At 66.6% G+C, this 26,027-nt stretch carries 24 protein-coding genes; 11 read left to right on the plus strand and 13 right to left on the minus strand.

Translation table 11 applies throughout. The features are described from left to right. The first annotated feature begins 48 nt into the window (after nt 1-48). Nucleotides 49-954 carry a hypothetical protein gene (locus tag NNY25_RS02260; RefSeq protein ID WP_265569734.1) on the plus strand — a complete coding sequence of 302 codons (906 nt, stop codon included), beginning with the start codon at nt 49-51 and terminating at the stop codon, nt 952-954. Between the two features lie 66 nt (nt 955-1,020). Beyond that, a complete protein-coding gene (locus NNY25_RS02265; protein WP_265569735.1) occupies nt 1,021-3,336 on the plus strand; it encodes an NADP-dependent malic enzyme in 2,316 nt (771 codons plus the stop codon). A gap of 3 nt (nt 3,337-3,339) precedes the next feature. On the opposite strand, the gene NNY25_RS02270 is transcribed toward NNY25_RS02265, so the two are convergent. Then, nucleotides 3,340-5,454, minus strand: a complete 2,115-nt coding sequence (locus tag NNY25_RS02270) for a RelA/SpoT family protein (protein WP_265569736.1) — start codon at nt 5,452-5,454, stop codon at nt 3,340-3,342. Nucleotides 5,455-5,519: 65 nt separating this feature from the next. Next, nucleotides 5,520-5,810: a CC_3452 family protein gene (locus tag NNY25_RS02275; protein ID WP_265569737.1), complete on the minus strand. Its 291-nt coding sequence runs from the start codon at nt 5,808-5,810 to the stop codon at nt 5,520-5,522. 127 nt (nt 5,811-5,937) lie between these two features. Here NNY25_RS02275 and NNY25_RS02280 point away from each other — a divergent pair, with 127 nt between their 5' ends. After that, nucleotides 5,938-6,441, plus strand: a complete 504-nt coding sequence (locus tag NNY25_RS02280) for a winged helix-turn-helix transcriptional regulator (protein WP_265569738.1) — start codon at nt 5,938-5,940, stop codon at nt 6,439-6,441. A gap of 55 nt (nt 6,442-6,496) precedes the next feature. Here the strand turns inward: NNY25_RS02280 and rpoZ are convergent, their stop codons facing one another. Next, entirely contained in the window at nt 6,497-6,835 is a 339-nt protein-coding gene (gene rpoZ / locus NNY25_RS02285; protein ID WP_265569739.1) for a DNA-directed RNA polymerase subunit omega, read from the minus strand. A 123-nt stretch (nt 6,836-6,958) separates the two neighbouring features. Between rpoZ and NNY25_RS02290 the strand changes: the two genes are divergently transcribed. Then, nucleotides 6,959-8,155: a phospholipase D-like domain-containing protein gene (locus NNY25_RS02290; protein WP_265569740.1), complete on the plus strand. Its 1,197-nt coding sequence runs from the start codon at nt 6,959-6,961 to the stop codon at nt 8,153-8,155. A gap of 3 nt (nt 8,156-8,158) precedes the next feature. Here the strand turns inward: NNY25_RS02290 and NNY25_RS02295 are convergent, their stop codons facing one another. Next, nucleotides 8,159-8,758: a class I SAM-dependent methyltransferase gene (locus NNY25_RS02295; protein ID WP_265569741.1), complete on the minus strand. Its 600-nt coding sequence runs from the start codon at nt 8,756-8,758 to the stop codon at nt 8,159-8,161. 113 nt (nt 8,759-8,871) lie between these two features. Here NNY25_RS02295 and NNY25_RS02300 point away from each other — a divergent pair, with 113 nt between their 5' ends. Further along, on the plus strand, nt 8,872-10,158 hold the full coding sequence (locus tag NNY25_RS02300; protein ID WP_265569742.1) for an MFS transporter: 1,287 nt from the start codon (nt 8,872-8,874) through the stop codon (nt 10,156-10,158). Here NNY25_RS02300 and NNY25_RS02305 read toward each other — a convergent pair. After that, entirely contained in the window at nt 10,155-12,464 is a 2,310-nt protein-coding gene (locus tag NNY25_RS02305; protein ID WP_265569743.1) for a CDC48 family AAA ATPase, read from the minus strand. The genes NNY25_RS02300 and NNY25_RS02305 overlap by 4 nt on opposite strands. A 208-nt stretch (nt 12,465-12,672) precedes the next feature. Continuing rightward, nucleotides 12,673-13,431: an SDR family NAD(P)-dependent oxidoreductase gene (locus NNY25_RS02310; RefSeq protein WP_265569744.1), complete on the minus strand. Its 759-nt coding sequence runs from the start codon at nt 13,429-13,431 to the stop codon at nt 12,673-12,675. A 118-nt stretch (nt 13,432-13,549) separates the two neighbouring features. Here NNY25_RS02310 and NNY25_RS02315 point away from each other — a divergent pair, with 118 nt between their 5' ends. Beyond that, the gene (locus NNY25_RS02315; RefSeq protein ID WP_265569745.1) at nt 13,550-14,815 is read left to right on the plus strand and encodes a DUF418 domain-containing protein; all 1,266 of its coding nucleotides are present in this window, start codon (nt 13,550-13,552) and stop codon (nt 14,813-14,815) included. Here NNY25_RS02315 and NNY25_RS02320 read toward each other — a convergent pair. Then, the gene (locus NNY25_RS02320) at nt 14,812-15,264 is read right to left on the minus strand and encodes a peptidylprolyl isomerase (protein ID WP_265569746.1); all 453 of its coding nucleotides are present in this window, start codon (nt 15,262-15,264) and stop codon (nt 14,812-14,814) included. The two genes, NNY25_RS02315 and NNY25_RS02320, sit on opposite strands and share 4 nt — an antisense overlap. 78 nt (nt 15,265-15,342) lie before the next feature. Further along, on the minus strand, nt 15,343-16,803 hold the full coding sequence (locus NNY25_RS02325) for an amidohydrolase family protein (protein ID WP_265569747.1): 1,461 nt from the start codon (nt 16,801-16,803) through the stop codon (nt 15,343-15,345). A gap of 166 nt (nt 16,804-16,969) precedes the next feature. On the opposite strand from NNY25_RS02325, the gene mgtE reads away from it, so the two are divergent. Then, nucleotides 16,970-18,361, plus strand: coding sequence for a magnesium transporter (gene mgtE / locus NNY25_RS02330; protein ID WP_265569748.1), 1,392 nt, complete (start codon nt 16,970-16,972; stop codon nt 18,359-18,361). Between the two features lie 32 nt (nt 18,362-18,393). After that, nucleotides 18,394-18,798 carry a DUF1489 family protein gene (locus NNY25_RS02335; protein WP_265569749.1) on the plus strand — a complete coding sequence of 135 codons (405 nt, stop codon included), beginning with the start codon at nt 18,394-18,396 and terminating at the stop codon, nt 18,796-18,798. Here the strand turns inward: NNY25_RS02335 and NNY25_RS02340 are convergent. From NNY25_RS02340 to dinB, 4 genes are all read right to left on the minus strand, one after another. Beyond that, nucleotides 18,795-19,481, minus strand: coding sequence for a head GIN domain-containing protein (locus NNY25_RS02340; protein ID WP_265569750.1), 687 nt, complete (start codon nt 19,479-19,481; stop codon nt 18,795-18,797). The genes NNY25_RS02335 and NNY25_RS02340 overlap by 4 nt on opposite strands. A 37-nt stretch (nt 19,482-19,518) precedes the next feature. Then, entirely contained in the window at nt 19,519-20,256 is a 738-nt protein-coding gene (locus NNY25_RS02345; RefSeq protein ID WP_265569751.1) for a head GIN domain-containing protein, read from the minus strand. A 172-nt stretch (nt 20,257-20,428) separates the two neighbouring features. After that, nucleotides 20,429-20,962 (minus strand): CarD family transcriptional regulator, encoded by a 534-nt coding sequence (locus NNY25_RS02350; RefSeq protein ID WP_265569752.1) that lies wholly within the window; start codon nt 20,960-20,962, stop codon nt 20,429-20,431. 169 nt (nt 20,963-21,131) lie between these two features. Continuing rightward, a complete protein-coding gene (gene dinB, locus NNY25_RS02355) occupies nt 21,132-22,214 on the minus strand; it encodes a DNA polymerase IV (RefSeq protein WP_265571439.1) in 1,083 nt (360 codons plus the stop codon). Between the two features lie 129 nt (nt 22,215-22,343). On the opposite strand from dinB, the gene sucC reads away from it, so the two are divergent. Next, nucleotides 22,344-23,540, plus strand: coding sequence for an ADP-forming succinate--CoA ligase subunit beta (gene sucC, locus NNY25_RS02360; protein WP_265569753.1), 1,197 nt, complete (start codon nt 22,344-22,346; stop codon nt 23,538-23,540). Here the strand turns inward: sucC and NNY25_RS02365 are convergent. Then, nucleotides 23,537-24,157: an exopolysaccharide biosynthesis protein gene (locus NNY25_RS02365; protein ID WP_265569754.1), complete on the minus strand. Its 621-nt coding sequence runs from the start codon at nt 24,155-24,157 to the stop codon at nt 23,537-23,539. The genes sucC and NNY25_RS02365 overlap by 4 nt on opposite strands. 135 nt (nt 24,158-24,292) lie before the next feature. Between NNY25_RS02365 and NNY25_RS02370 the strand changes: the two genes are divergently transcribed. Both NNY25_RS02370 and NNY25_RS02375 read left to right on the plus strand, forming a co-directional pair. Next, a complete protein-coding gene (locus tag NNY25_RS02370) occupies nt 24,293-25,039 on the plus strand; it encodes an electron transfer flavoprotein subunit beta/FixA family protein (RefSeq protein WP_265569755.1) in 747 nt (248 codons plus the stop codon). Nucleotide 25,040: 1 nt separating this feature from the next. Next, on the plus strand, nt 25,041-25,973 hold the full coding sequence (locus NNY25_RS02375) for an electron transfer flavoprotein subunit alpha/FixB family protein (RefSeq protein WP_265569756.1): 933 nt from the start codon (nt 25,041-25,043) through the stop codon (nt 25,971-25,973). The last annotated feature ends 54 nt before the right edge of the window (nt 25,974-26,027 follow it).

Consider the following 26,027-nt stretch of genomic DNA (forward strand, 5'->3'; position numbering starts at 1 on the left):
TGGCGTTCGGTCCGCAACTTTGTTAGCGCTTAGGCCGGAGAGGGCTTGATGGATCACGACATCCCATTGGTGTTGGCGATCGCCATCCCGGTCGTCCTGCTGGTCGCGCCGGTCCTCCTGCTCGCGTTCGGGATCCGCGCGCAGCAGGGGCGGCGCGGAGCGCACGCGCCGCGGGTGAGCGCACGGCGGGTGCTCAAGTCGACGTTCGCCTTCGCGATCGCGTTCAACCTCGTCTTCCTGGTGCAGGAACTGGGGCTGGTCGTACCCAAGGCGTTCGTGCCGGGGCTCGACCCCGTCCTCTTCCACAACAACCACAATTATACGCCCGCCGACCCGGTCGCCGACCTGATGCAGGGCGGGGGCGTCGCCGCGTTGCTCGTTCTCGGCGTCGTCGCCATGCTTGTGCTGCAGCGCGATCCGCCGCGTCATGCGGGTGCGCGCCTGCTGCTGTCGTGGGTGACCTTCTGGGCGTGGATCATGGCGCTGATCCAGCTGCCTTCAGGAGTGCTCGATCCCGGCAACGACATCGCAAGGGCCTTTGCCTACCTTAAATTGTCGCCGTTCGTGCAGACGCTGATCGGGCTGGTCGGATTGCTAGCCATTCCCGTCGTGATGCGCGCAATCGTGCCCGACTTCCTCGCGGTCGGACCGCAGCCGGTCAATCGGCCTACGCGGCGCATGGTGCGGGTGGTGCTGTTGCCTGCGTTTCTGGGTCTTCCACTGATCGCCCTGTTCCGCCTGCCGGGCGAGCTCGATCGGGTGATCGTCAACCCGGCCATCATGGCGGCGTGCGGGATGTTGTGGATGATTGCGCTGGGCTGGATGATGCGCGCCGACGAGCGCGCGGTCGCCCCGGCGCGCAATTTCAACCCGCTGCCCTTGAAATGGCTGGTCGCCACGGGCGTGCTGCTGGCCGGATTCCAGCTGATCCTGCGCCCCGGCATCCCTTTCTGAACCCCGATTTTTGCGTGACTCGGCCAAGTCCGATCCCCTATTGGCCCGCCTCGAGAGGATGCAGTCATGAGTGAAGCCAACGTCAAGTTCTCGGAAGCCGAGGCGATCGATTTCCACGCGCGCGGGCGCCCGGGCAAGATCGAGATCGTCGCCTCGAAGCCGATGGCGACGCAGCGCGACCTCGCGCTGGCCTATTCGCCGGGCGTCGCCGTGCCGGTGCGCGCGATCGCGGAGGACCCGGGCCGCGCCTACGAACTGACCGCCAAGGGCAATCTCGTCGCGGTGATCTCGAACGGGACCGCGATCCTCGGGCTGGGCAATCTGGGCGCGCTCGCCTCCAAGCCGGTGATGGAAGGCAAGAGCGTCCTCTTCAAACGCTTCGCCGACATCGATTCGATCGACCTCGAACTCGACACCGAGGATTGCGACAAGTTCATCGAGGCCGTCGCGCTGATGGGGCCGAGCTTCGGGGGCATCAACCTCGAGGATATCGGCGCGCCCGACTGCTTCATCATCGAGCAGACGCTCAAGGAGCGGATGAACATTCCGGTGTTCCACGACGACCAGCACGGCACCGCGATCATCACAGCGGCCGGCCTCATCAACGCCTGCATGATCACCGGTCGCAAGATGGAGGACGTCAAGGTCGTGGTGAACGGCGCGGGCGCGGCGGCGATCGCGTGCAGCGATCTCATCAAGTGCATGGGCGTCCGCCGCGAGAACGTCACGATGTGCGACCGCAAGGGCGTCATCTACGAAGGCCGCGGCGACCTCGACCAGTGGAAAAGCGCGCAGGCGATCGTCACCAAGGCGCGCAGCCTTGAGGACGCGCTGGTCGGCGCCGACGTGTTCCTAGGCCTTTCGGTCGGCAACGTGGTCACTCGCGACATGGTCAAGAACATGGCCAAGCAGCCGATCATCTTCGCGATGGCCAATCCCGATCCCGAGATCACCCCGCCCGAGGTCAAGGCGGCCTGCCCCGACGCGATCGTCGCGACCGGGCGGTCGGACTATCCCAACCAGGTCAACAACGTGCTCGGCTTCCCCTTCATTTTCCGCGGGGCGCTCGACGTGCGCGCGACCGCGGTCAACGACGAGATGAAGATCGCGGCGGCGACCGCGCTCGCCGAACTGGCCCGCGAAGCGGTGCCCGAGGAGGTCGCGGCGGCCTATGGCGGGATCGCGCGCAGCTTCGGCCCCGACTACATCATCCCTGCGCCATTCGATCCGCGCCTGATCGAGGTCGTGCCGGCCGCTGTCGCCAAGGCTGCAATGGAGACGGGCGTCGCGCAGAAGCCGATTGCCGACATGGACGCCTATCGTCGGCAGCTGGCGAGCCGCTTGAACCCCACCGCCTCGGTGCTGAGCCTGTCCTACGAGGCGGCAAAGCGGAATCCCAAGCGGGTGCTGTTCGCTGAGGGCGAGGAAGAAAATGTCCTGCGCGCCGCGATCGCCTTCAAGGAGGGTGGCTACGGCATTCCGGTGCTGGTCGGGCGCGAGACGACCTACGAGAAGCTGGCCGAGCTGGGGGTCGAGAACCCGCAGGACTACGAGGTTCTCAACTCGCGCAATTCGCCGCTGGTCGCCAAGGCGGTGGACTTCATCTACGAGCGGCACCAGCGCAGCGGGATGCTGCGCCGCCAGGTCGAGCGGATGGTCAACCAGGATCGCAATTACTTCACCGCCGCGATGCTCGCGCTGGGCGAAGGCGACGCGATGATCACCGGCACGACGCGCCCGTTCAGCCAGTCGCTCGCGCAGGTGCGCACGGTGATCGACGACGAACATGGCGCCGAGCCGTTCGGGATCAACGTCGTCGTCGGCAAGAGCCAGACGGTGATGATCGCCGACACGTCGGTGACCGAACGCCCGTCGGCCGAGCAGCTGGCCGCGATCGCGATCCGCTCGGCGGCGTTCGCGCGGCGCATGGGGCAGGAGCCGCGCGTGGCGTTCGTGTCCTACACCACCTTCGGCAACCCGCCGGGGCGGCATATCGAGGAATTGCGCGACGCGGTGAAGGTGCTCGACCGGATGACCACCGACTTCGAATATGAGGGCGAGATGGGGCCGGACGTGGCACTCAACATCGAGGCGCAGCGCAAATATTATCCCTTCTCGCGCCTCAGCGGCCCGGCCAACATCCTGATCATGCCGGGTCTGCAGTCGGCCAACATCTCGGCGAAACTCTTGAAGGCGGTCGGCGGCGAGAACGTGCTCGGCCCCTACCTGATGGGGATGAGCCTGCCGGTGCAGATCGCGCCGATGACGGCAACGTCGAGCGACCTCGTGACGCTGGCGGTGCTGGCGGCGGGCGGGGCGGATTCGATCCGGCGCGGGGCGCCCAGCGCGGCGGTCGCGGCGGCGCGCGACGCGATCGGCTAGAGGCTAGATCCGTTCGGCCTGGCTGATCGCATCGCTAGCGCGCAGCGCGGCGATGATGGCGTGAAGATGCGCCAGGTCGTGCAGTTCGGTGTCGACGTGGAAGGTCTGGAAGCTGCCGTCGCGGTGGACCAGCTTCAGGTTGACGATGTTGGCATCCTTGGCGCCGAAGATGCCCGCCATCTTGCCGAGCGCGCCCGGCACGTCGCGCAGGATCAGCGCGAGCCGCGCGGTGCCGCCGTCCGATCCGTCACCCCAGGCGAGGTCGAGCCAGTCGCTGTCGACCCCGCTGGCAAGCTGGTCGCAGCCGATCACGTGCACCTCGATGCCCTCGTCCTCGCGGCGCAGGCCGACGATGCGGTCGCCCGGGATCGGGTGGCAGCAATCGGCGAGGTTGTAGGCCACCCCCGCGGTCAGGCCCTTGATCGAAATCGCGCTGCGCTGGGCGGAGGGGCGCTTGGGCCCCTTGGCGGCGCCCTTCTTCTTGGAGCGGTCGGCGGTGGAGCCCGGGACGATCGCCTCCATCACGGCCTCGTCGGACAGGCGTTTTCGCGCGATCGCGATCATCAGCGCGTCCTCGTCCTCGACCTTGAGCGCCTTCAAGGCGCGCTTGACGGCGTTCTTGGGCGGCTTGCCTTCGAGCCGGTCGAGAATCTCCTCGAAGATCTTGGCCCCCAGCGCGATCGTCTCGTCGCGCTCCTTGTGGCGCACGAAGCGGCGCACCGCGGCGCGCGCCTTGCCGGTGGCGACGAAGCGCAGCCATGACGGCTGGGGATGCTGCGCCTCGGAAGCGAAGATCTCGACCTGGTCGCCATTCTCGAGGATCGTGCGCAGCGGAACGACGCGCCCGTTGACCTTGGCGCCGACGGTCTGGTCGCCGAGATCGGTGTGCACCGCGTAGGCGAAGTCGACCGGGGTCGAGCCCTTGGGAAGCTGGATCAGCTCGCCCTTCGGCGTGAAGGCGAAGATGCGATCCTGGTACATCGCCATGCGGGTATGTTCGAGCAGCTCCTCGGGGCTGGCGGCGTGGTCGAGGATCTCGACGAGGTCTGAAATCCACGGCACCTTCACGTCGGCGGCGGGCTTGCCTTCCTTGTAGGCCCAGTGCGCGGCAAGCCCGCGTTCGGCCTGTTCGTGCATCGCTCGCGTGCGGATCTGGATCTCGATACGCATGTTCGAATCGTGGATGACTGAAGTGTGCAGCGAGCGATAGCCGTTGCGCTTGGGCGTCGAGATGAAGTCCTTGTAGCGGCCCGGCACCATCGGCCAGCGCTGGTGGATGAGGCCGAGCGCGCGGTAGCAGTCCTCGACATCCTCGACGATCACGCGGAACGCCATCACGTCGGACAGTTGTTCGAAGCTGATGTGCCGTTCGGCCATCTTCTTCCAGATCGAATAGGGATGCTTCTCGCGGCCCGTCACCTCGGCATCGAGCCCGTTGTCGGCAAGGTGGAGCTGGAGGCCGAGGCCGATGCGGTTGACGAGGTCGCCGCCCTCGTTCTTGAGCTGGTCGAGCCGCTTGACGATCGAATCGTAGGCTTCCGGCTCGATCTGGCTGAAGGCGAGCGTCTGCATCTCCTTCATCATCTCGTACATGCCGATCCGCTCGGCGAGCGGGGCATAGATGTCCATCGTCTCGCGCGCGATGCGGCGGCGCTTCTCGGGCTTTGGGATGTGGTGGATCGTCCGCATGTTGTGCAGACGGTCGGCAAGCTTGACCAGCAGCACGCGGATGTCGTCCGACAGGGCCAGGAGGAACTTGCGCAGGTTCTCGGCGGCGCGCTCGTTTTCCGACTGAGCCTCGATCTTGGAGAGCTTGGTGACCCCGTCGACGAGGCGCGCGACGGAGGGGCCGAACAGGTTCTCGATCTGGTCATGGGTGGCGACCGTGTCCTCGATCGTGTCGTGGAGGATCGCGGTGACGATCGTCTCGTCGTCGAGCTTCAGATCGGTGAGGATGCCGGCCACCTCGATCGGGTGGCTGAAATAGGGGTCGCCCGAGGCGCGCACCTGGGCGCCGTGCGCCTTCATCGAGAAGACGTAGGCGCGGTTGAGCAGCGCCTCGTCGGCTTCGGGATCGTAGGCCCGGACCTTCTCGACAAGTTCATATTGCCTCAACACGCCCCCTAAATGGGGGGCGTGGAGGTCATTGTGCAAGAGCGAAAAGCCCTCGCAGGGAAATGCGCCTAGCTCGCCTTGGCGTTGCAGCGGGCGAGCGCCTTGTCGTCGAACGCCTTGCCGTCGACCGCGAAGGCCTCGAGCGTGCCGACTTCCTTGGCGAGGCGCTCGCACAGGATGGCCGGGCGGCTGGCGGCCGACGAGGCGGTGCAGGTGGCGCCGACGCAGGCCCAGGCGGCACCGTTCGTGAGGATGCGGCCCTGCTGCGCGGCGGCCGGCGTGGCGGTCATCGAGGGGGCGGCGGCGAGCGCGGGGGCGGCGAAGGCGGCGGCGGCGACGAGGACGGGAACGAAGCGCATGGAAGGAACTCCCTGATAAGGTTGCATTCGGAAACTTACCTATCAGATAGATTTCAATACGCAACTATTCTTTTGTCCCGGGGGGGTCTATGGCTAACCCCCAGAGAGGGAAGGAAAGTGTCGAGTCTTGAGCGGTATTGAACCCGATATCGAAGCGTTCCGGGCTGCAGCGCTTCGTTGTCCCCTCCCCGAGGCGATCGAGCTGATCGGGGAGAAGTGGGCGTTCCTCATCCTGCGCGGGGCGTTGAACGGCCTCCAGCATTTCGAACAGTTCCAGGCGGGCCTCGGCATCGCCCGCAACATCCTGTCCGACCGCCTCTCGAAGATGGTCGATGGCGGGATCCTCGCGCGCGCCTCCGATCCGGCCGACGGGCGCAAGAAGATCTACTCGCTGACCGACAAGGGCGAGGCGTTGCTGCCGGTGGTGGTGGCGTTGCGCCAGTGGGGCGAGGAATGGTGCCACGGCCCGTCCGACATCCAGCTTGCCGACCAGCAGACGGGAAAACCGGTCAAGACGCTGCGGCTTCGCGCCGAGGACGGGCGCGAACTGGCCTTGTCCGATCTCATGTGGATCGACCGGCGTACGGGCGCAACGCTCCGGCGCCACCAGGCGTCGGACGCCAAGCTCTAGGCACAAAAAAGGCGGCCCCTGCGAGCCGCCTCTTTCGAATCGTATAGGCGAAGCCTTACTTGTCGGCCGCGCTCGGCGTCGGGCGCGGCGGCGCGGCTGCGGTCAGGCGCAGCGCTTCGGCGCTTTCCGACAGGCCGGCCAGTTCATCGATCTCGTCGTCGTCGTCGACCTGGACGCGCTGGAGATTGGAGATGACCGCTTCCTCGAGATGCTTGGGCTTGACCGTCGTTTCGGCGATCTCGCGCAGCGCGACGACCGGGTTCTTGTCGCGGTCGCGATCGATGGTGAGGTCGGCACCGCCCGAGATCTGACGCGCACGCTGCGCCGCCAGAAGGACGAGGTCAAAACGATTGGAAACCTTGTCGACACAATCTTCGACAGTCACGCGCGCCATGGTCGCTCCGCTTTCAGCTTCAGAAACAAGTTCTTCGAGGAACGGGCGAAATAGGGACGCGAGGGCGAAGAGTCAATCATCACGGCTTGCCAGCGCGGCCTTCGCGCCCCAAGGGTAGCGCACATGGCCGACGCACAGGAACAGCGTACCATCGAGCACGAGAACAAGGCGACCCCGGTCGAAGCGGAGGTCGAGGGCAACGCGCTGCGCCTGATCCCGGCAGGCGCGGACCGCGTCGATGCGATCGTCAAGCTGATTGATGACGCCGAGGAGAGCGTCCGCCTGCTCTTCTACCTCTTCGAGGACGACGAGGAAGGCGTTCGCGTGCGCGACGCGCTGGCGCGTGCCGCCGGGCGCGGGGTCCGGGTCCAGATGATCGTCGACGATTTCGGCTCGAACAATGCGCCCAAGGACTTCTTCGACCCGATCAACGAAGCCGGGGGCGACAGCTGCGTCTTCCATCCGCGCTTCGGGCGCCGCTATTTCATCCGCAACCACCAGAAGCTCGCCATCGCCGATACGCAGCGCGCCCTGATCGGCGGCGCGAACCTGGCGCACGACTATCTCTCGGACGGCAAGGAGACGTGCTGGCGCGACCTGTGGCTGCACATCGACGGGCCGACGGTGGCGCACGCGGCGGACTATTTCGACGCGCTCGACAAGTGGACCAAGGACAAGCGGCAGAGCACCACCGCGCTGATGAACCTCATCTGCGAGTTCAGCCAGACGGAAGGGCGCTTGCGCTGGCTGTTCGGGGGGCCTCGGCCGCGCATCAGCCCGATGCTCGCCTCGATCGTCAAGGATCTGTCGGCGGCGAAACGGCTCCACATGGTGGCGGCCTATTTCTCGCCTTCGAGCTCGATGCTGCGGCGGATCGGTGACATCGCGGCGCGGGGCGGCGAAGCGGCGGTGCTGACGGCGGCCAAGTCCGACAACAACGCGACCATCGCGGCGGCGCGCTACACCTACACGCGGCTGCTCCGGCGCGGCGTGAAGATGTTCGAATTCTGCAAGTGCCGGCTGCACATGAAGCTGATCGTGGTCGACGACGCGGCCTATATCGGCTCGTCGAACTTCGATTTCCGCAGCCTCTACATCAATCTCGAGCTGATGCTCCGGATCGAGGACGAGGCGTTCGCCAAGGCGATGCACGACTTCGCGCGCTGCGAGATGAACGCGAGCAACGAGATCACCTGCAAGATTCACAACGAACGCGCGACCTTGTGGCGGCGGATCAAGTGGCGGGTGTCGCGCTGGCTCGTGACGACGATGGACTACACCGTGTCGCGGCGCCTCAACTTCCCGCTCACCGGCGAATAGGGATCAGGCCGCGCGCACCTGGCCTTGGCGGTCGCGCCACGCCCAGAACAGCGTCGCGGGGGGGACATTGACCCATTCGAATCCCCGCTCGATCCGCTCGAAATGCGGGGCGATATAGTCGAGGACCTTGGGGCTGAACTGGTAGACGAGAAAGGCGCCCCCGTCGCGGATCACGCCCGCGGTCGCCGCGCCGATTTCCGCGCCGACCCCGTCGGGAAGGGTCGAGAAGGGCAGGCCCGAGACGACGTAGTCGGCCGCGTCGAAACCACGCTCCGCGATGATCGAGGAGACGTCGGCTGCCGACCCGTGAACCGCGTGAAAGCGCGGGTCGTCGATGGTCTGCGACAGGAAGGCGACGAAATCGGGATTGGTGTCGATCGCGACGAGCGCGGCATCGGCGCCGAGGCGGTCGAGGATGGGCCGGGTGAAGGTGCCTACCCCGGGGCCGTATTCGACGAACAGGCGCACGTTGGCCCAGTCGACCGGCGCGAGCATCCTGGCGATCAGCCGGTCGCTCGACGGGATCACCGAGCCGACCATGCGGGGGTGCTTCAGGAAACCGCGCAGGAAGTGCCACTTGGGCAAAGCGGGGCGCTGGGACATAGGCGGCTACGCATCCTCGAAAGGTAATCGCGACGTGGTGGCAGATCGCCGCGCCTCGCACAAGCGAGGGAAAGGGCGTTGACCGCGCCTGCGCCACGCCACATCAGGCGGACATGACGATGCGCACGCCCTTCGGCAAGGTGGCCGGCTCGGCCCTCACGAGCCGCCAGTTCCTGCTGCTGTTCGTCGCCATGCTGGTGACCGCCACGGGCAACACCGCGCTGCAATCGGTGATCCCTTCGATCGGGCGATCGCTTGGCATCGCCGACCTGTGGATCGGTCTCGCCTTCACCACGTCGGCGCTGGCCTGGGTGGTGTTCGCGCCGATCTGGGCGCGGCGGTCGGACCATCACGGGAGAAAGTCGCTGATTCTCGTCGGGCTGACGGGCTTCGTGGTCTCGACGCTGCTGTGCGGAATCGCGCTGTGGTTGGGGCTCAACGGCTGGCTGGGGGCGGCCGCGACGATGGTCGCCTTCGCGTGCGTGCGCCTGCTCTACGGCTTGCTGGGATGCGCGACTCCGGCGGGAACGCAGGCCTATCTCGCGGCGCGCACGCGGCGCGGCGCGCGAACCGGCGCGCTCAGCAACCTGTCGGCAAGCTTCGGCCTGGGCACGGTGATCGGCCCCGCGCTCGCGCCCCTGTTCGTGATGCCCTTCTTCGGCCTGACCGGACCGCTGTTCGTGTTCGCGGCGGCGGGGATCGTGGTGCTCGCGGCGGTCGCGATGCAATTGCCCGACGACCGCGACCGCGTCCGCGCGGCGCGCGCGGCGGCGATGGGCTACCCCTCCGCCAGCCCGACGGGAGCCAGCGTCAAGGCGGCGACGAGCCTGCCGAGCACGGCGCACCTCAAGTGGAACGACCCGCGCATTCGCGACTGGATCGTGGCAGGCGCGATCACCAACAACGCGCTCGCGGCGCTGATCACGGTCGTGGGTTTCTATACGATCGATCGCCTCGACCTCGCCCCGGTCGGCGCCGAGGAGCAGGTCGGGCTGGTGCTGATGGCGGGTGCGGCGGCGACGCTGGTCGCGCAGTGGGGGATCATTCCGCGCAGCGGCTGGAGCCCGCGACAACTGGTGCTGTGGGGCTCGGCGGTCGCGATGGTGGGTACGCTCGCGCTGATGTTCTCGGCCAGCCTCCACGCGCTGGTGCTCGCCTACGGGCTTGCCTGCCTTGGTTTCGGGCTGACGCGGCCCGGCTTCACCGCGGGGGCCAGCCTTGCAGTGCCGCTCGTCGAACAGGGCGCGGTGGCGGGGCTGATCACCTCGGTCAACGGGTTCGCGTTCGTGTTCGCGCCGACGCTGGGCCTGCTTTTCTACGGCTGGGAGATGCACCTGCCATTCCTGGCCTGCGCGGTCCTGCTCGCGCTGCCGCCGCTCCTCTACCGCACCCGGCTCTAGTCTTCCTTCTTGCCCTTGTCGGCGCGGCCTTCGGGGTCGAGCATTCCGGGCAGCACGAACCCGATCCCGCCCTTGGGCTTCAAGGCATCGGCCTTGAGCGTGTCCTGAATCTGCTCGTATTCCTCGAGCATCTGCTCCGTCACCGAGGCGCGGGTTTCCTTCAGCGCCTCCTCGAAATCGGCCATCGTGACCCGGGGCTCCTTGGCGCCGCGATGGAGCGCGGTGAGGCCGGCGCGGCGCACCAGGTCCTCCAGATCGGCGCCGGTGAAGCGCTCGGTGCGCTGTGCGAGCGCCTCGAGATCGACGTCCTTGGCAAGCGGCATCTTCTCGGTGTGGATAGCGAGGATGCGGCGGCGCCCCGCCGTGTCGGGCGGGCCGACATAGACCAATTCGTCGAAGCGGCCCGGGCGGAGCAATGCGGGGTCGATCAGGTTGGGCCTGTTGGTCGCGCCGATCAGGACGACGTTGTTGAGCTCCTCGAGCCCGTCCATCTCCGAGAGGATCGTGTTGACCACGCGCTCGGTAACCTGCGGCTCGCCCAGCCCGCCGCCCCGGGCAGGGACGAGGCTGTCGAGTTCGTCGATGAAGATGACGGTGGGCGCGACCTGGCGTGCGCGGGCGAACAGGCGCGCGATCTGCTGCTCGCTCTCGCCATACCATTTGGACAGGAGGTCGGACGACTTGGTCGCGATGAAATTGGCCTCGCTCTCGCGCGCCGCAGCCTTGGCGAGCAGGGTCTTGCCCGTGCCCGGCGGCCCGTAAAGGAGGAAGCCCTTTGCCGGGCGGATGCCGAGCCGCTTGAAGGCGTCGGGATGCTTGAGGGGAAGCTCGATCCCTTCGCGCAACTTGTCGCGCGCCTTGTCGAGCCCGCCGATATCCTCCCAGCCGATGCGCGGCATCTGCACCATCACCTCGCGCATCGCCGAAGGCTGGACGCGCTTGAGGGCCTCGGAGAAATCGTCGCTGGTTACCGACAGGCTTTCGAGGACGTCGGCCGGGATGCCCGTGTCGCCGAAGGTCAGCTTGGGCATGATGCGGCGCACCGTCTCGAGCGCGGCCTCGCGGGTCAGGGCGGCAATGTCGGCCCCGACGAAACCGTAGGTGCGGCGCGCGAGCGCGTCGAGATCGACATCCTCGGCCAGCGGCATGCCACGCGTGTGGATGCCGAGCACCTCGCGGCGCCCGGCCTCGTCGGGAACGCCGACCACGATTTCGCGGTCGAAGCGGCCTGGGCGGCGCAGCGCGGGATCGATCGCGTCGGGCCGGTTGGTGGCGGCGATGACGACCGTGTTCTGGCGAGGCTCGAGGCCGTCCATCAGGGTCAGGAGCTGGGCCACGAGCCGCTTTTCGGCTTCGCCCGACACGCGGTCGCGCTTGGGGGCGATCGAATCGATCTCGTCGATGAAGATGATCGAGGGCGCCTCCTTGGCGGCCTGTTCGAACAGGCCGCGCAGCTTCTTTTCGGATTCGCCATAGGCCGAGCCCATGATCTCGGGTCCCGCGATGTGAAAGAATTTCGCATCGCTTTCGTTGGCTACCGCGCGCGCGAGCATGGTCTTGCCGGTGCCGGGCGGGCCGTGGAGAAGCACGCCCTTGGGCGGGTCGACGCCGAGGCGCTGGAACAGTTCGGGATGGCGCAGCGGCAGCTCGACCATCTCGCGCAGCGCGTCGATCGTACCCGTCATGCCGCCCAGGTCGTCATAGGTGACGTCGCGGCGGCGCTCGCCCGCGGGCACTTCGCTGTCGGGCAGCAGCGCGACCTCGGTGTCGGCATCGATATGGACGATGCCCTCGGGCTGGGTCTCGACGACCTTGAGACGGATTTCCTGGAGCGCGAAGGCGGGGGCGGCAAGCATCTGGCGCAGCGCCTCGGGCATGTCGGTGTTGATGCGCTGCTGGGCGGTAGTGGCGACCAGATCGCCTTCGGTCAGCGGGCGGCCGGCGAAGCTGCGCTGGAGCGCTTCCGACGAGCCGGCGAGGCGCACGTTGCGCTGGGCGGGGGCGAAGACGACGCGCTTGGCGGGCTTGGAGGAGGCCTTGGCGACGGTCACGAAATCGCCCGCGCCGACCCCCGCGTTGGAGCGCAGCAGCCCGTCGATGCGGATAATGTCGAGCCCGGTATCGTCGGGATAGGGGGCGAGCGCGCGCGCCGGGGTCATGCGCTTGCCGCGAATCTCGACGACGTCGCCCTCGGCAAGCTTCAATTCCTTCATCAAGGCGGCGGAGAGGCGGGCAATGCCGCGCCCGCTGTCACCCGGGGGAAGGCTTGCGACCTGGACCCTGTTCTTCGTCTCGACGTCCGCCATGCAGTCCTCTCGTCTCTCGCTACGCCCAGTCCTTGAACGGCGGGCCGCGCAAAAGGGTTCGTTCGTCCCCAGATGGGGTGGACGGCGCGAGATAAAAGAGAGGGCCCGGCGCGGGGGAGCGCCGGGCCCTTCAGGAGAGGATGCCTTTGCAGGCAGGATCGTTATCGCACCGCAACATTCTTTGTGCAAGTGCGAATTGTGCGACCGCTCAATATTTCGCGCGGGCGACGATCTTGCGGGTGAGGCTGCTAGGCAGAAGGCTCGAGAGCGCCGCGGTCGCCTTGTTCATTGCGCCCGGCACCACCACCGCCTTGTTGGCGTCGAGCCCCTTGATGCCGGCGTCGACCACCGGGGCGGCCTCCATCTTGAACGTTTCGACGCCCTTGTTGCCCTTGTATCCAGCGACGTCGCCGAACTCGGTCGACGTCGGGCCCGGGCACAGCGCGCTGACGTGGACGCCGTGCGGTCTGGCTTCCTCGTGGAGCGCTTCGGAGAAAGAGAGGACGAAGGCCTTGGTGGCGAAATAGACGGCCATGCCGGGGCCCGGCTGGAAGGCGGCAGTCGAGGCGATGTTCATGATGCCGCCTGACTGGCGTTCGATCATGCCCGGAAGCACCGCCTGGGCGAGTTCGACCAGCGCGCCGCAATTGAGGTCGACCATCTCGCGTTGGCGCCTGCGGTCGGCGTGCGCGAGCTTGCCGATCACGCCGAAGCCCGCATTGTTGATCAGCGTCTCGACATGTTCGCCCTCGCCCTCCAGGTCGGCCATCAGCGTGTCGACGGCGCCGGGCTGCGACAGGTCGAGCGCGAACCAGCGCGCATTGGGGAGTTCGGCAGCGAGCGCTTCGAGGCGGTCGGCGCGGCGCGCGACGAGGACGAGGCGGTCGCCGCGCGCGGCATAGCGGCGGGCGAACTCGACGCCGAGTCCGGCCGAGGCGCCGGTGACGAGGGTGACGGGGCTGGTCATGTGTCGCTGATAGCAACGCGGATCGTCGATGGGGAGTTGCGCGCGGTCGAAAGTCGATGGCGCGACAGACGCGTTGATCCATGTTAAGGGGCGTTCGGGGCAACTGGGGAGCTCATTCATGAACGACACCGTCCACCGGCCTGCCGGGCCGATCGATGCGGCCAAGCGCATCCTCTTTCTCGACGGGCTTCGCGGGCTGGCGCTGTGCGGAATCCTGATCGCCAACATGGCGGTGTTCAGCGGCTGGTTCTTCATGGATGAGGCACAGAGGGCCGCGCTGCCGATGGGCGGCGCCAATCGGGTCTTCGACTTCCTTCTCGACTGGCTCGTTGTGGGCAAGTTCTACGGGCTCTTCTCGCTCCTGTTCGGGATCGGGTTCGCGCTCCAGATCAAGCGGCTGGGCGAACGCGGCGAGGGGGTCGCGCGCTACATGCGCCGCCTGTTCATCCTGCTGCTGATCGGGCTTGCCCACCTCTTGCTCTTGTGGATGGGCGACATCGTCGCACTCTACGCGCTGCTGGGGTTCCCGCTGCTGCTGTTCCGCAATGCGTCGGACCGCACGCTGCTGGTCTGGGCGGCGGGGTTGTGGCTGTTCACGATCGCCTGGTCGGCATTCATGATCCTCACCGAATGGTTTCCATGGACCGCCTTCATGCCGACGATCCGCGAGGTCGGGGCGGCTGTCGGTGCGCCGATGAACGGCGGAGGGCCGTACCAGTTCTACACGACCGCGACTTTCGGCGAGGGGCTGCGCGCGCACATCCCGGAGCTGCTACTGCGCTACACCGACCTGCTCTACCAGATGCGCTATACCAAGGTGCTCGGCCTGTTCCTGGTCGGCCTTTGGATCGGGCGTCACGCGATCCCGTCCAATCTCGAGGCCTTCCGACCGCTCATGAAGAAGGTCGCGCGCTGGGGTCTGGTCGTCGGGCTGCCGATGGCAGCGCTGTCGAGCGCGATCACGCTGGGGTGGATCTTCGATCGGACCGCGACCGGCGAATTCCTCGGCGCTGTCGGCTACGGGTTCGGAACGCCCGCGCTGACGCTGGCCTATGCCTCGCTCGCGGGACTTGCGTGGAGCGCCGGGAAGAACGGGCTTCTCACGCTGTTCGCGCCTGCGGGGCGGATGGCGCTGACCAACTACATCACCCAGTCGGTGCTCAATTCCGTCCTGTTTCTCGGATGGGGCGCGGGGCTGATGGGCAAGGTTCCGTTCGTTGCGGTCGTGCCGATTACGCTGGCCATCTTCTTCGCGCAGATCCTGTTCTCGCGCTGGTGGCTGGCGCGCTACCGCTTCGGGCCGCTCGAATGGGTGTGGCGCTCGCTGACCTATGGCGAGGCGCAACCGATGCGCCTCGCCGTATCGAAAGCCGCGAACGACTAGGCGACGGTCGCCTTGACGATCTTGCCCGGGTTGGGGACCGGCTCGCCCTTGGGCAGCTGGTCGACATAGTCCATGCCCGAGGTGACCTCGCCCCAGACGGTGTACTGGCCGTCGAGGAAGCGGGCGTCGTCGAAGCAGATAAAGAACTGGCTGTTGGCGCTGTCGGGCACCGCGGTGCGGGCCATCGAGCAGGTGCCACGCACGTGCGGCTCGTTCGAGAATTCGGCCTTGAGGTCGGGCAGGTCGCTGCCGCCGGTGCCGGTGCCGGTCGGATCGCCGCCCTGCGCCATGAAGCCCGGGATCACGCGGTGGAAGACGACCCCGTCGTAGAATCCGTCCTTGGCGAGGCTGGTGATGCGCTCGACATGGCCCGGCGCAAGGTCGGGGCGCAGCTTGATGACGACGTCGCCGCCGGTCGAGAGGGTGAAAGTGAGGGTTTCGTCGGCCATGGGGCGTGTCTCCTGAAAATGGGGTTCGCCGCCATTTAGGGGGCGGGCCGCGCCGTGGCTAGCCCGCCCGTGGCGACATTATTCCGCGTCGCCGGCGGCCTCGGGGGCGGTGGCGAAGGCGCGGACCTCCTCGAGGATCGCGTCCAGCGTGGCGCGGTCGTAGGTGCGCGTGCCCTTGATCACCATCGCGATGTGGTTGGAATTTCCGATGTCGGCGATCGGATCGTCGGTCAGGAGCACGAGGTCGGACATCTTGCCCGCCGAGATCCCGCCGAAATCCTCCGTCCGCCCGAAATAGCCGGCCGGCACGCTGGTGGCGGCCTGGAGCGCCTCCATCGGCGTGAAACCGGCCTTCACGAGGTGGCCGAGCTCGTCGTGGATCGAAAAGCCCGGAAACACCATCGTGTCGTTGGCGTCGGTGCCGACCATCACCTTGACCCCGGCATCGTGCGCCAGCTTGGTCGTCTTGAGGCCGAGGAGGAAGAAGGCTTCGAGGTCGTCGCGGATATCGGCGGTCCCGTTGGCGGTGCGGTCGAGGTCGCCGTTCCAGTGGCGCTGCTGCATCGGGGAGATGAAGCCGAGGCGCGGATCCTCGCGATAGTCCTTGTCGCCGGCGCGATAGTCCATCTCGCGGGTGAGGTGGGTGGGAACGTAATAGACGTCGTTCTCGACCATCGCGGCGATCTGTTCGGCGCACAGCTTTTCGTCGAAGCCGGCGACGGCGGCACCCGGAACCGCCTTTCGGTCGGGCCATTCCTGGCTTTCGCCCTTCATGATCGCCATGATCTGCGCGCGGAACGGGGCGCCCGCGGTGGAGCAATCGAGCGGCAGGTCGCGCGCGTGCTCGATCGACTTCATTCCCATCTTCGAGACGTCGGCGACCGAGAACATCATCGGGATATGCCCGCCGAACGGGATGCCGCGCGCGTTGGCGGCGGCGGCAAAGGCGCGGAACGTCTCGGGTTCGAATTCCTGGCTGGTCTTGAGGATGTCGGCGCCGCGCGCGATCATGAAGTCGACTGTCTCCTGGGCGTCCTCGGGACTGGTCGGGCGATAGGCGATTTCCTGTGCGTCGGCGTCCTCGGAACGGTTGCTGTCGATCTTGGCGGTCGCCAACTGGAGCATCCGCGGGCCGAGCATCTCGTTGGCGTCGATCGACGCCTGCGAGGCACGCATGTCGGCGATGCACATGCCCATGCCCCCGGGCTTCACGCAGTCGCTTCCCATCTCGCGCACCGCGGTCACGCCGTTGGCGATCATCATCGCCAGCGTCTGGCGATGGATCGGCGCGAAGTTCGAATGCGCGTGCATGTCGAACAGGCCGGGCATCAGATACTTGCCGGTACCGTCGACGACCTCGTCGGCCTTCGCATCCGCGGCGCCGTGAGCCGCGACGAGCACGATCCGTCCGTCGTCGATCAGCACGTCCTGCCCGCCTGCGACCGTCCCGGTTTCGGTGTCGATCACGGTCACGTTGCTGATGAGAAGATCGCCCTCGCTTGCCCCTGCGAGAGCGGGCGCCGCGAGGGCGGCAGTCATGGCCAGCCCTGACGCAAGCATCGAAAAACGTCGGATCATCGATTTCCTCCCTGTCTGTCCGACAGGCAACATAGTGTATTAGTGCAGCAATACAATAGTGCGCTTGTAGTTGCGCCCCCGCCCCGCTTGCGCATAGGGAGGAGCAAGGCACCGGAGGGGACGCGCGATGACCGAAACGACCACGCTCCTTCCCGAGGAAGACGGCATCCACGACGAGGAGGACCGCCTCCTTCCCGAATATGTGCGCGACGTGCTCGAGGCGGTCGAGGAAGGCCGCCCTGACGATGCGCGCGACCTCGTCGAGCCGCTCCATCCCGCCGACATCGCCGATCTCATCGAACTGGCGCCCGCCGAGGACCGCCCCGACCTGATCAGCGCGCTTGGTGATGCGGTCGACGCGGACGTCTATGCCGAGATGAACGAGCACGTCCGCGAGCTCGTCATCGAGGAAATGGACCCGGCGATCGCGGCGAGCATCACCGCGGACATGGAGACCGACGACGCGGTCGCCATGCTCGAGGATCTCGAGGAAGAGGACCAGAAGGCGATCCTCGAGGAAATGGAGCCCGACGACCGCGTGGCGGTCGAGGAAGCCTTGTCCTACCCCGAGGAGACCGCCGGCCGCATCATGCAGCGCGACCTTATCGCGGTGCCCGAGCACTGGAAGGTCGGCCAGGTGATCGACTATCTGCGCTCGGACGAGGAGCTGGCCGACGATTTCTGGGAAGTGTTCGTGGTCGGGCCGCAGCATCACCCGGTCGGGACGACCAAGCTGTCGAGCCTGCTGCGCACCAAGCGCGACGTGCCGGTGCGCGAGATCATGCAGGAGGAACAGACGCTGATCCCGGTCGAGATGGACCAGGAGGAAGTGGCGCTCAAGTTCCAGAAATACGCGCTTATCTCGGCCGCGGTGATCGACCCGTCGGGACGGTTGGTCGGGATGATCACGGTCGACGACATCGTCCACATCATCGAGGAGGAGGCGAGCGAGGACGCGCTGCTCCTTTCGGGTGCGGGCGAAGGCGACATCAACGAGCCGGTGCGCGAGGCCTATCGCGACCGAGTGCGCTGGCTGATCGCCAATCTCGGCACCGCGCTGATCGCGACCTTCGTCATCTCGCTTTTCCAAGACACGATCGCGCGCATCGCGATCCTCGCCGCGCTGATGCCGATCGTTGCCGCGCTGGGCGGCAATGCAGGGACGCAGGCGCTGGCGGTGACCGTGCGCGCGATCGCCACCAACCAGCTGACCGGGTCCAACCGGTGGCGCGCGGTGCGGCGCGAATTCAAGGTCGCGCTGATGAACGGGCTGACCATCGCGGTGCTGCTGGGGCTGGGCGTGGGGCTTACGCTCGATGCGACCATGGGCTGGGTGATCGCGGCGGCGATCCTGTTCAACATCGTCATCGCCGGGCTCGCGGGCGTGCTGGTGCCGGTGACGCTCGAACGGGCCGGGGCCGATCCCGCGGTCGCCTCTTCGGTGTTCGTGACGACAGTCACCGACACGATGGGCTTCTTCGCCTTCCTCGGGCTCGCCACCATTGCGCTAACCCCTTGAAACCCAACGCGTGCGCCGCCAGTTAGCAAGGCGTGCCGTGCGTTCATCTTACTAAGGTCGCCTATGGCTGCGCCAGCCTGACCGCGCTCGAGAAGCGCATCGCCCGCCGTGCGTCGGGGGGCGAGGTGAAGGTGGTCACGCGCATGCGTCCCAAGCGCGCAGACGAGGTCGTCGCGGGGGGCGCGCTCCACTGGATCGTCAAGCATCGCATCATTGCCCGCTCTCCGATCCTCAGGCTCGACGACCGCAAGGACGGGCGCATCGACATCGTCTGTTCGGACAAGCTCGAAATGGTCGCCGCGCTCCCCAAGCGCGCGCACCAGGGTTGGCGCTACCTCGAGGAAAAGAACGCGCCCGGAACCGAGGGCGACGGGTCGGGGCTCGATGAATTGCCGCCTCGCCTCTACATGAAGCTGGCGGCGCTGGCGCTGGTCTAGTCGGCGCAGCCCGTCAGGCGGCCCGATCCCTCGAGATCGATCTTGCAGGCGGGACTGCCACCGAGGGTGACGTCCGCGGCGCCGCGAATGACGAGATCGGCGCTGTTCTCGGCATAAGCATGGACGAAGGCGGGGCCGCCGACCTGCATGGTGAGGTCGCCGACTTCGAGTGCGGAGGCTTCGAGCGAACTCATCCCCCGCAGGATCATGCGCGCCTTCTTCGCTTCGCCCGAGGCGCGCACGATGCCCGCGCCGACCATCGTCACCGAGAGATTGTCGACGTCGATATCGGTGAGGTCGGCCGAGCCGGTGCCCCCGAGGCTGAGCGTGAAGTCGAGCCCTTCCACCCCGTCGACGAGCAGGCTGCCCGTGCCGTTGACCGAGGCCCGTTCGACCTCGTGCGTGCCGACCTCGATCTCGATCGGCGCGGAGTTCGCCTCGCGGCCGGTTCCCTGGCGCAAGGAAACGACGAGCGTGCGGTTGCGCACGTCGACGATGACGCCGTCGAGCGCGGCGGTCGGCCCCTTGGCCTTGGCGTAAGGCGGCGTGCCGGTGCGCACGACGAGGCGCACCGGACCCTCGAGGCGAACCTTGTCGAACCCGGTGACGGTGTAGTTGCGTTCGGCAGCGAGGCCGGGCGCGCAGAGGCCGAGGGCAAGGAAGGCGATGGCGGGGCGTTTCATGCCCGCACCATCGCGCATCATGGTTAACAAGTCATGCCTAGCTGCAGACGACGTTGCCGGACCCGGCCTTGGACACGGTGCACTTCGCGCCGCCGCTGATCGCGACGTCGCCCGAGCCCGCGATCGAGATGTCCGCAGTGTCCGTGACCGAGGTCGCGACATCGCCCGAACCTGCGATCTCGACCTGCGCGGCCTTCGACACGAGTTCGTTGGCGGCAAAGCTGCCCGACCCGGCGATATCGACATCGATCGAGTCGGCGGTTCCGGCCATCGCCATGTCGCCCGAGCCGGCAATGTCGAATTCGGCGGTCTTGACCGCGAGCTGGCGCACCATCAGCGAGCCCGAACCCGCAATATCGCCGTCGAAGCGGTCGCCCGACACCTGCGCGATGTCGATGTCGCCCGAACCGGCGATTCCGGCGGCCTTGAGCATCGCGCCGGTGATGGCGATCTTGACGACCGCGTTGCCCTCCCAGCGGATGCGGTCGCCTTCCTTCTTCATCGGCCGGATCGTCAGCTTGCCGTCCTCGACCTTGAACTCGGTAAAGCGGATCACGTTCTCGGGCCCATCTGCGGTGAGGCCGAGCGCGTCGCCGGGCGTGACCGTGACGTCGTAGGGTCCGGCGACTTCGAGACGGTCGAAGCCTTCGACCTGCACGACCTGGCTGGTCGCCGCGCCGACCGACATGTCGACGCTGTCGCCGCCCATGTCGACGCAGCCGCCCAGCGCGCCGGTCATCAGTGCGGCCATCGAGGCGAAAGTTTTCATGATCATGGTCAACCCCTTGGTGTTCAATGTGTATTGATCGCCTAATACACCTACGAGGGGCGCGATGGCAAGGGGGCAAGCAAAAGGGCGCCGGGATCACTCCCGACGCCCTTTTATGTCGCTAGCGAAAAGGGAGACTTAGGCGTCGGAAAACGCGCCGATCGTCCCCCGGACGCTCTTAGGCGTCTTCCTTTTCCGCGTTCCAGATCTTGGCCGCCTTGTCGAGGATCTCGAGGATCTTCTTGAGCGCGGTCTTCTCGTCGGTCTTTTCCATCGCCGCGAGTTCGCGGGCCAGGCGCGAGGAGGCCGCTTCGAAGATCTGGCGCTCCGAATAGCTCTGCTCGGGCTGGTCGTCCGCGCGGAACAGGTCGCGGGTCACTTCGGCGATCTGGATGAGGTCGCCCGAATTGATCTTCGCTTCATACTCCTGGGCGCGGCGCGACCACATGGTGCGCTTGACCTTGGGCTTGCCCTTGAGGGTCTCCATCGCGTCCTTCATCGCCTTGTCCGAGGACAGCTTGCGCATGCCCGTCGATTCGGCCTTGTTGACCGGAACGCGCAGGGTCATCTTTTCCTTCTCGAAACGAAGGACGTAGAGGTCGAGGCTGATGCCGGCGATCTCGGTCGACTGCAGTTCGATCACTTTTCCGACGCCGTGCTTGGGGTAGACCACGTAGTCGCCGACGTCGAAACTCACTGCCTTGCTCGCCATATGGTAGAAACCTTTCGCCTAACTCGGACGCCTTCAGGAACCTTCCCGCCGTATCGCCCCCCAAACAGCGACCCCCCGGCCAGGGTTCCAGATGTTGCGTCCAGTCCGTCTATGATGATGCCGCCGCGAGAGGGCGACGGCTTGTGGCTGAATTATAACAAAAAACGCCTCAGATTGCGAGTCCCAGCTGTTCGGGCCCTCCCTCGGGCGACTCGGAAGGCGAAAAGAGGCCGAGTCCCAACAATCTGATGCCCTTTTCCACAGGCAGCAGCGCGTCGAGCAGGCGCACGCCCGCAGCCGCGAATCGGGGCTTGTCGGCGACCGTGTCGGCGAAGCTCGTCGAGCGGGTGATGAGCGTGAAGTCGGCGAACTTGACCTTGAGCGTGACGGTACGGCCGCGGAATTGGGCCTTCTCGATCCGCTCCCAGGCATAGTCGGTGACGCGCGCCAACTCGGCGAGAAGCGCGTCGCGGTCGGTGAGGTCGGTGTCGAAGGTGCGCTCGGCGCTGACCGACTTGCGCTGGCGGTGGCTGCGCACGGGGCGCTCGTCGATGCCTCGGCAGATGCGGTAATACCAGTCGGCGCTGCTGCCGAACTGGCGGCGCAGGTCTTCGTGGCGCCATGCCTTGAGATCGGCGCCGGTGAGGATGCCGAGCGTCTCCATCTTCGCGGCGGTCTTGGGCCCGATGCCGTGGAAGCGCTTGACCGGCAGCGCCTCGACGAAGGCGGCGCCGCGATGAGGCGGGATGACGCACAGCCCGTCAGGCTTGTTCTGGTCGGAGGCGAGCTTGGCGACGAACTTGCAGTAGGACACGCCCGCGCTCGCGGTCAGCCCGGTCTCGGCCCTTATACGCGCGCGAATGTCCTCGGCGATGGCCCGGGCGGTGCCGAGCCCGTGACGATCCTCGGTGACGTCGAGATAGGCCTCGTCGAGGCTCAGCGGTTCGACGAGGTCGGTATGGTAGGCGAAGATGTCGCGGATCTGTCTGGAGACCGCGCGGTAGACGTCGAAGCGCGACTTGACGAACACGAGGTCGGGGCAGCGGCGCCTGGCGGTGACCGAGGGCATGGCCGAGCGCACGCCATATTCGCGCGCCTCGTAACTCGCCGCCGCGACCACGCCGCGATGCCCGCCGCCGACCGCGACCGGGCGCCCGCGCAAGTCGGGATTGTCGCGCTGTTCGACGCTGGCAAAGAAGGCGTCCATGTCGACATGGATCACCTTGCGCCCGTCGGCGCCGGGTTCGGGCAGGTCGGCCGGATCGAAGCGGGAATCGGGCGAAAGCGTCACGTCGGTCTTCCTAGCGCCTTTTCACCTCGCGCCCGATATGCTTTAGGGCGCGGCGACTCTTCCCAAGGATCTTTTCATCAGGACAGCCCCATGAACATCCACGAATATCAGGCCAAGGAACTGCTCGCGAAGTTCGGTGCGCCGGTGCCCGCCGGTCACGCCGCGATGAGCGTCGAGGAAGCCGTCGAGGCGGCCAAGAAGCTTCCCGGGCCGCTGTGGGTGGTCAAGGCGCAGATCCACGCCGGCGGGCGCGGCAAGGGCCATTTCAAGGAACTGCCCGAAGGGTCGAAGGGCGGTGTCCGCCTCGCCAAGAGCCTCGAGGAAGTCGAGGCGCACTCCAAGGACATGCTCGGCAACACGCTGGTGACCGTGCAGACCGGCGAAGAGGGCAAGGAAGTCCAGCGCCTCTACATCACCGACGGCGTCGACATCGACAGCGAATTCTACCTCGCCATGCTGGTCGACCGCGCGACCGGCCGGATCGCCATCGTCGCGAGCCCGGAAGGCGGGATGGACATCGAGCAGGTCGCCCACGACACGCCCGAAAAGGTCCACACCTTCACGATCGACCCCGCGACCGGCCTGATGCCGCACCACGGGCGCTCGGTCGCTGCGGCGCTCGGCCTCACCGGCAGCCTCGCCAAGCAGGCGGCCAAGGTCACCACGGCGCTCTACAAGGCGTTCCTCGGTACCGATGCCTCGCAGATCGAGATCAACCCGCTGGCCGTGTCGGGCGACGACCTGCTCGTCCTCGACGCCAAGGTCGGCTTCGACGGCAATGCCATGTTCCGCCACCCGGACATCGCCGAACTGCGCGACCTCACCGAGGAAGACCCGATGGAAGTCGAGGCGTCGAAGTACGACCTCGCCTACATCAAGCTCGACGGCGACATCGGCTGCATGGTCAACGGCGCGGGCCTCGCCATGGCGACGATGGACATCATCAAGCTGAACGGCGCCTTCCCGGCCAACTTCCTCGACGTCGGTGGCGGCGCTTCGAAGGAGAAGGTCACCGCGGCGTTCAAGATCATCCTCTCGGACCCGGCGGTGAAGGGCATTCTCGTCAACATTTTCGGCGGGATCATGCGCTGCGACACGATCGCCGAAGGCATCGTCGCGGCGGCCAAGGAAGTCGATCTCGACGTGCCGCTGGTCGTTCGCCTCGAGGGCACCAATGTCAAGCAGGGCAAGGACATCCTCGCCAATTCGGGCCTGCCGATCATCGCGGCGGACGACTTGGGCGATGCGGCCCGCAAGATCGTCGCCGAGGTCAAGCAGCCCGCCTAGGCGGCGCTGCCCATCAGCGAATAGATGCCGAGCGCTGCGGCGCTCGTCCCGATCGCGATCGCGACGAGGATGAGCGCGCCGTCGCGCACCAGCAGCGCCAGCCCGAACGCCGCGATGGCAAGCATCGGGCCGCTGCTGGCGAACGGCAGGAATTCCAGCGGCGGGACGGTCGCGCACAGACCGATCACGACCAGTGCGGAGATGCGCACGGGAAAGCCGTGGGTCAGCCAGCGCAGGCGGCCGTGAAACCAGTGGTCGAGTTTCGACGCGAGCGGTTCGAGCTTGCGGCTGGCGGCGTCCAGCTTGTCCGAATGGATCGAGCGCTTCTCGATCACGCTCGGTAGCCAGATGCGATGCGAACCGACCAGCATCTGGATCGCGACGATGGCGATGATGAAAGCAAGGAAGGTCGGGACGCCGGGAATCGCGCCGATCGGCGTAATCTCCATCAGCGCCGGGACCATCAGCATCGGACCGTAGGTGCGCGTGCCGAGCGCGTCGACCACGTCGCTGATCGAAACCGAGCCCTGTTCCGCGGCAAGCTGCTCGAGGCAGCGCAGCACGTCGCCCACTGAATGGGGGACGCCGAATCGTCCGGTGCCGAAATGAACGCTCATGGTGGCGACAACTAAGCGACAGCTTCATTCGTTGCGCAAGCGTGCCCTTACGGAACTTTGCCCATTTGACGCGCGCTGTCCGTCCGACCATATGGCCCATGAAATTCCACACCTCCCGCAAGGAGAATGTTTCCCATGAAGCTGCTCGTCGCCGTCAAACGGGTGATCGACTATAATGTGAAGCCCCGGGTGAAGATGGACGGGAGCGGGGTCGACCTCGCCAACGTCAAGATGTCGATGAACCCGTTCGATGAAATCGCCGTCGAAGAGGCGATCCGCCTCAAGGAGAAGGGCACCGCCACCGAGATCGTCGCGGTCTCGATCGGCCCGGCCAAGGCGCAGGAAACGCTGCGCACCGCGCTGGCCATGGGCGCCGACCGCGCCATCCTGGTGCAGACCGACGACGAGGTCGAACCGCTCGGCGTCGCCAAGATCCTCGCCAAGCTCGCCGCGGAGGAAAATCCCGACATGGTGATCCTCGGCAAGCAGGCGATCGACGACGACAGCAATCAGACGGGCCAGATGCTCGCCGCCTTGCTCGACTGGCCGCAGGGCACGTTCGCCTCCAAGGTCGAACCGGCCGACGGCAGCGTCAGCGTGACGCGCGAGGTCGATGGCGGTCTCGAGACAGTCAAGCTCGCCTTGCCGGCGGTGGTCACCACCGACCTTCGCCTGAACGAGCCGCGCTACGCCTCGCTGCCCAATATCATGAAGGCCAAGTCGAAGCCGCTGGCGACCAGGACGCCCGACGAGGTCGGGGTCGACATTGCGCCGCGGCTGGAAACGCTCAACGTCTCCGAACCGCCCAAGCGCGAAGCGGGGATCAAGGTCGGCTCGGTCGACGAGCTGGTCGCGAAACTCAAAGCCCTGGGAGTTGCCTAAGATGAAGACGCTCGTTCTCGTCGAACATGACGGCGCCGCCATCAAGGACGCCACCCTTTCCACCGTCACCGCCGCCAAGGAACTGGGTGGCGAGGTCCACCTGCTGGTCGCGGGCAAGGATGTCGGCGCGGTAGCCGATGCCGCCACGAAGATCGACGGGGTGGGCAAGGTCCACGTCGCCGACGCGGCGCATCTCGAACACCAGCTGGCCGAAGACGTGGCGCCGATCCTGATCGCGCAGATGGGCCACCACGACGTGCTGATGGCGAGCGCCACCACGACGGGCAAGAACGTCGCGCCGCGCGTCGCCGCCAAGCTCGACGTGATGCAGGTCTCCGACATCATCGCCGTCGAGGGCGCCGACACGTTCAAGCGTCCGATCTACGCCGGCAACGCCATCGCGACGGTCAAGTCGAACGACGCCAAGAAGGTCATTACCGTGCGCTCGACCGGCTTCGCTAAGGCGGCCGCCGAGGGCGGTTCGGGCACGATCGAGGCGATCGACGTGGGCGCGGGCAGCGCCAAGTCCGACTTCGTCGGCGCCGAAGTCAGCAAGAGCGATCGCCCCGAGCTGACCAGCGCGGGCGTGATCGTCTCGGGCGGGCGCGCGTTCGGTTCGAACGAGGATTTTCACAAATTGCTCGACCCGCTTGCCGACAAACTCGGCGCTGCCGTCGGCGCGTCGCGCGCGGCGGTCGATGCGGGCTATGCCCCCAACGACTACCAGGTCGGCCAGACCGGCAAGATCGTGGCCCCGGAAGTCTACATCGCCATCGGCATCTCGGGCGCGATCCAGCACCTCGCGGGGATGAAGGACAGCAAGACCATCGTTGCGATCAACAAGGACGAGGAAGCGCCGATCTTCCAGGTCGCGGACATCGGCCTAGTCGGTGACCTGTTCAAGATCGTGCCGGAGCTGACCGAGAAGCTCTAGGCGCTGCCCGGATCGATCATGAAGGGGCCGCGCGCTGTCGAAGCGCGCGGCCCT

The sequence above is a fragment of the Sphingomicrobium nitratireducens genome (assembly GCF_026157035.1).
In the GTDB taxonomy this organism is placed as follows: Bacteria; Pseudomonadota; Alphaproteobacteria; order Sphingomonadales; family Sphingomonadaceae; genus Sphingomicrobium; species Sphingomicrobium nitratireducens.

What these genes read in the sequence shown, in the direction of transcription:
- NNY25_RS02325 (WP_265569747.1), bottom strand. Translation starts at nt 16,803, where the DNA reads ATGACTGCCGCCCTCGCGGCGCCCGCTCTCGCAGGGGCAAGCGAGGGC.
- NNY25_RS02310 (WP_265569744.1), bottom strand. Translation starts at nt 13,431, where the DNA reads ATGACCAGCCCCGTCACCCTCGTCACCGGCGCCTCGGCCGGACTCGGC.
- NNY25_RS02340 (WP_265569750.1), bottom strand. Translation starts at nt 19,481, where the DNA reads ATGAAACGCCCCGCCATCGCCTTCCTTGCCCTCGGCCTCTGCGCGCCC.
- NNY25_RS02370 (WP_265569755.1), top strand. Translation starts at nt 24,293, where the DNA reads ATGAAGCTGCTCGTCGCCGTCAAACGGGTGATCGACTATAATGTGAAG.
- NNY25_RS02345 (WP_265569751.1), bottom strand. Translation starts at nt 20,256, where the DNA reads ATGATCATGAAAACTTTCGCCTCGATGGCCGCACTGATGACCGGCGCG.
- rpoZ (WP_265569739.1), bottom strand. Translation starts at nt 6,835, where the DNA reads ATGGCGCGCGTGACTGTCGAAGATTGTGTCGACAAGGTTTCCAATCGT.
- NNY25_RS02260 (WP_265569734.1), top strand. Translation starts at nt 49, where the DNA reads ATGGATCACGACATCCCATTGGTGTTGGCGATCGCCATCCCGGTCGTC.
- sucC (WP_265569753.1), top strand. Translation starts at nt 22,344, where the DNA reads ATGAACATCCACGAATATCAGGCCAAGGAACTGCTCGCGAAGTTCGGT.
- NNY25_RS02265 (WP_265569735.1), top strand. Translation starts at nt 1,021, where the DNA reads ATGAGTGAAGCCAACGTCAAGTTCTCGGAAGCCGAGGCGATCGATTTC.
- NNY25_RS02320 (WP_265569746.1), bottom strand. Translation starts at nt 15,264, where the DNA reads ATGGCCGACGAAACCCTCACTTTCACCCTCTCGACCGGCGGCGACGTC.
- NNY25_RS02300 (WP_265569742.1), top strand. Translation starts at nt 8,872, where the DNA reads ATGACGATGCGCACGCCCTTCGGCAAGGTGGCCGGCTCGGCCCTCACG.
- mgtE (WP_265569748.1), top strand. Translation starts at nt 16,970, where the DNA reads ATGACCGAAACGACCACGCTCCTTCCCGAGGAAGACGGCATCCACGAC.
- NNY25_RS02290 (WP_265569740.1), top strand. Translation starts at nt 6,959, where the DNA reads ATGGCCGACGCACAGGAACAGCGTACCATCGAGCACGAGAACAAGGCG.
- NNY25_RS02365 (WP_265569754.1), bottom strand. Translation starts at nt 24,157, where the DNA reads ATGAGCGTTCATTTCGGCACCGGACGATTCGGCGTCCCCCATTCAGTG.
- NNY25_RS02295 (WP_265569741.1), bottom strand. Translation starts at nt 8,758, where the DNA reads ATGTCCCAGCGCCCCGCTTTGCCCAAGTGGCACTTCCTGCGCGGTTTC.
- NNY25_RS02350 (WP_265569752.1), bottom strand. Translation starts at nt 20,962, where the DNA reads ATGGCGAGCAAGGCAGTGAGTTTCGACGTCGGCGACTACGTGGTCTAC.
- NNY25_RS02375 (WP_265569756.1), top strand. Translation starts at nt 25,041, where the DNA reads ATGAAGACGCTCGTTCTCGTCGAACATGACGGCGCCGCCATCAAGGAC.
- NNY25_RS02305 (WP_265569743.1), bottom strand. Translation starts at nt 12,464, where the DNA reads ATGGCGGACGTCGAGACGAAGAACAGGGTCCAGGTCGCAAGCCTTCCC.
- NNY25_RS02275 (WP_265569737.1), bottom strand. Translation starts at nt 5,810, where the DNA reads ATGCGCTTCGTTCCCGTCCTCGTCGCCGCCGCCGCCTTCGCCGCCCCC.
- NNY25_RS02315 (WP_265569745.1), top strand. Translation starts at nt 13,550, where the DNA reads ATGAACGACACCGTCCACCGGCCTGCCGGGCCGATCGATGCGGCCAAG.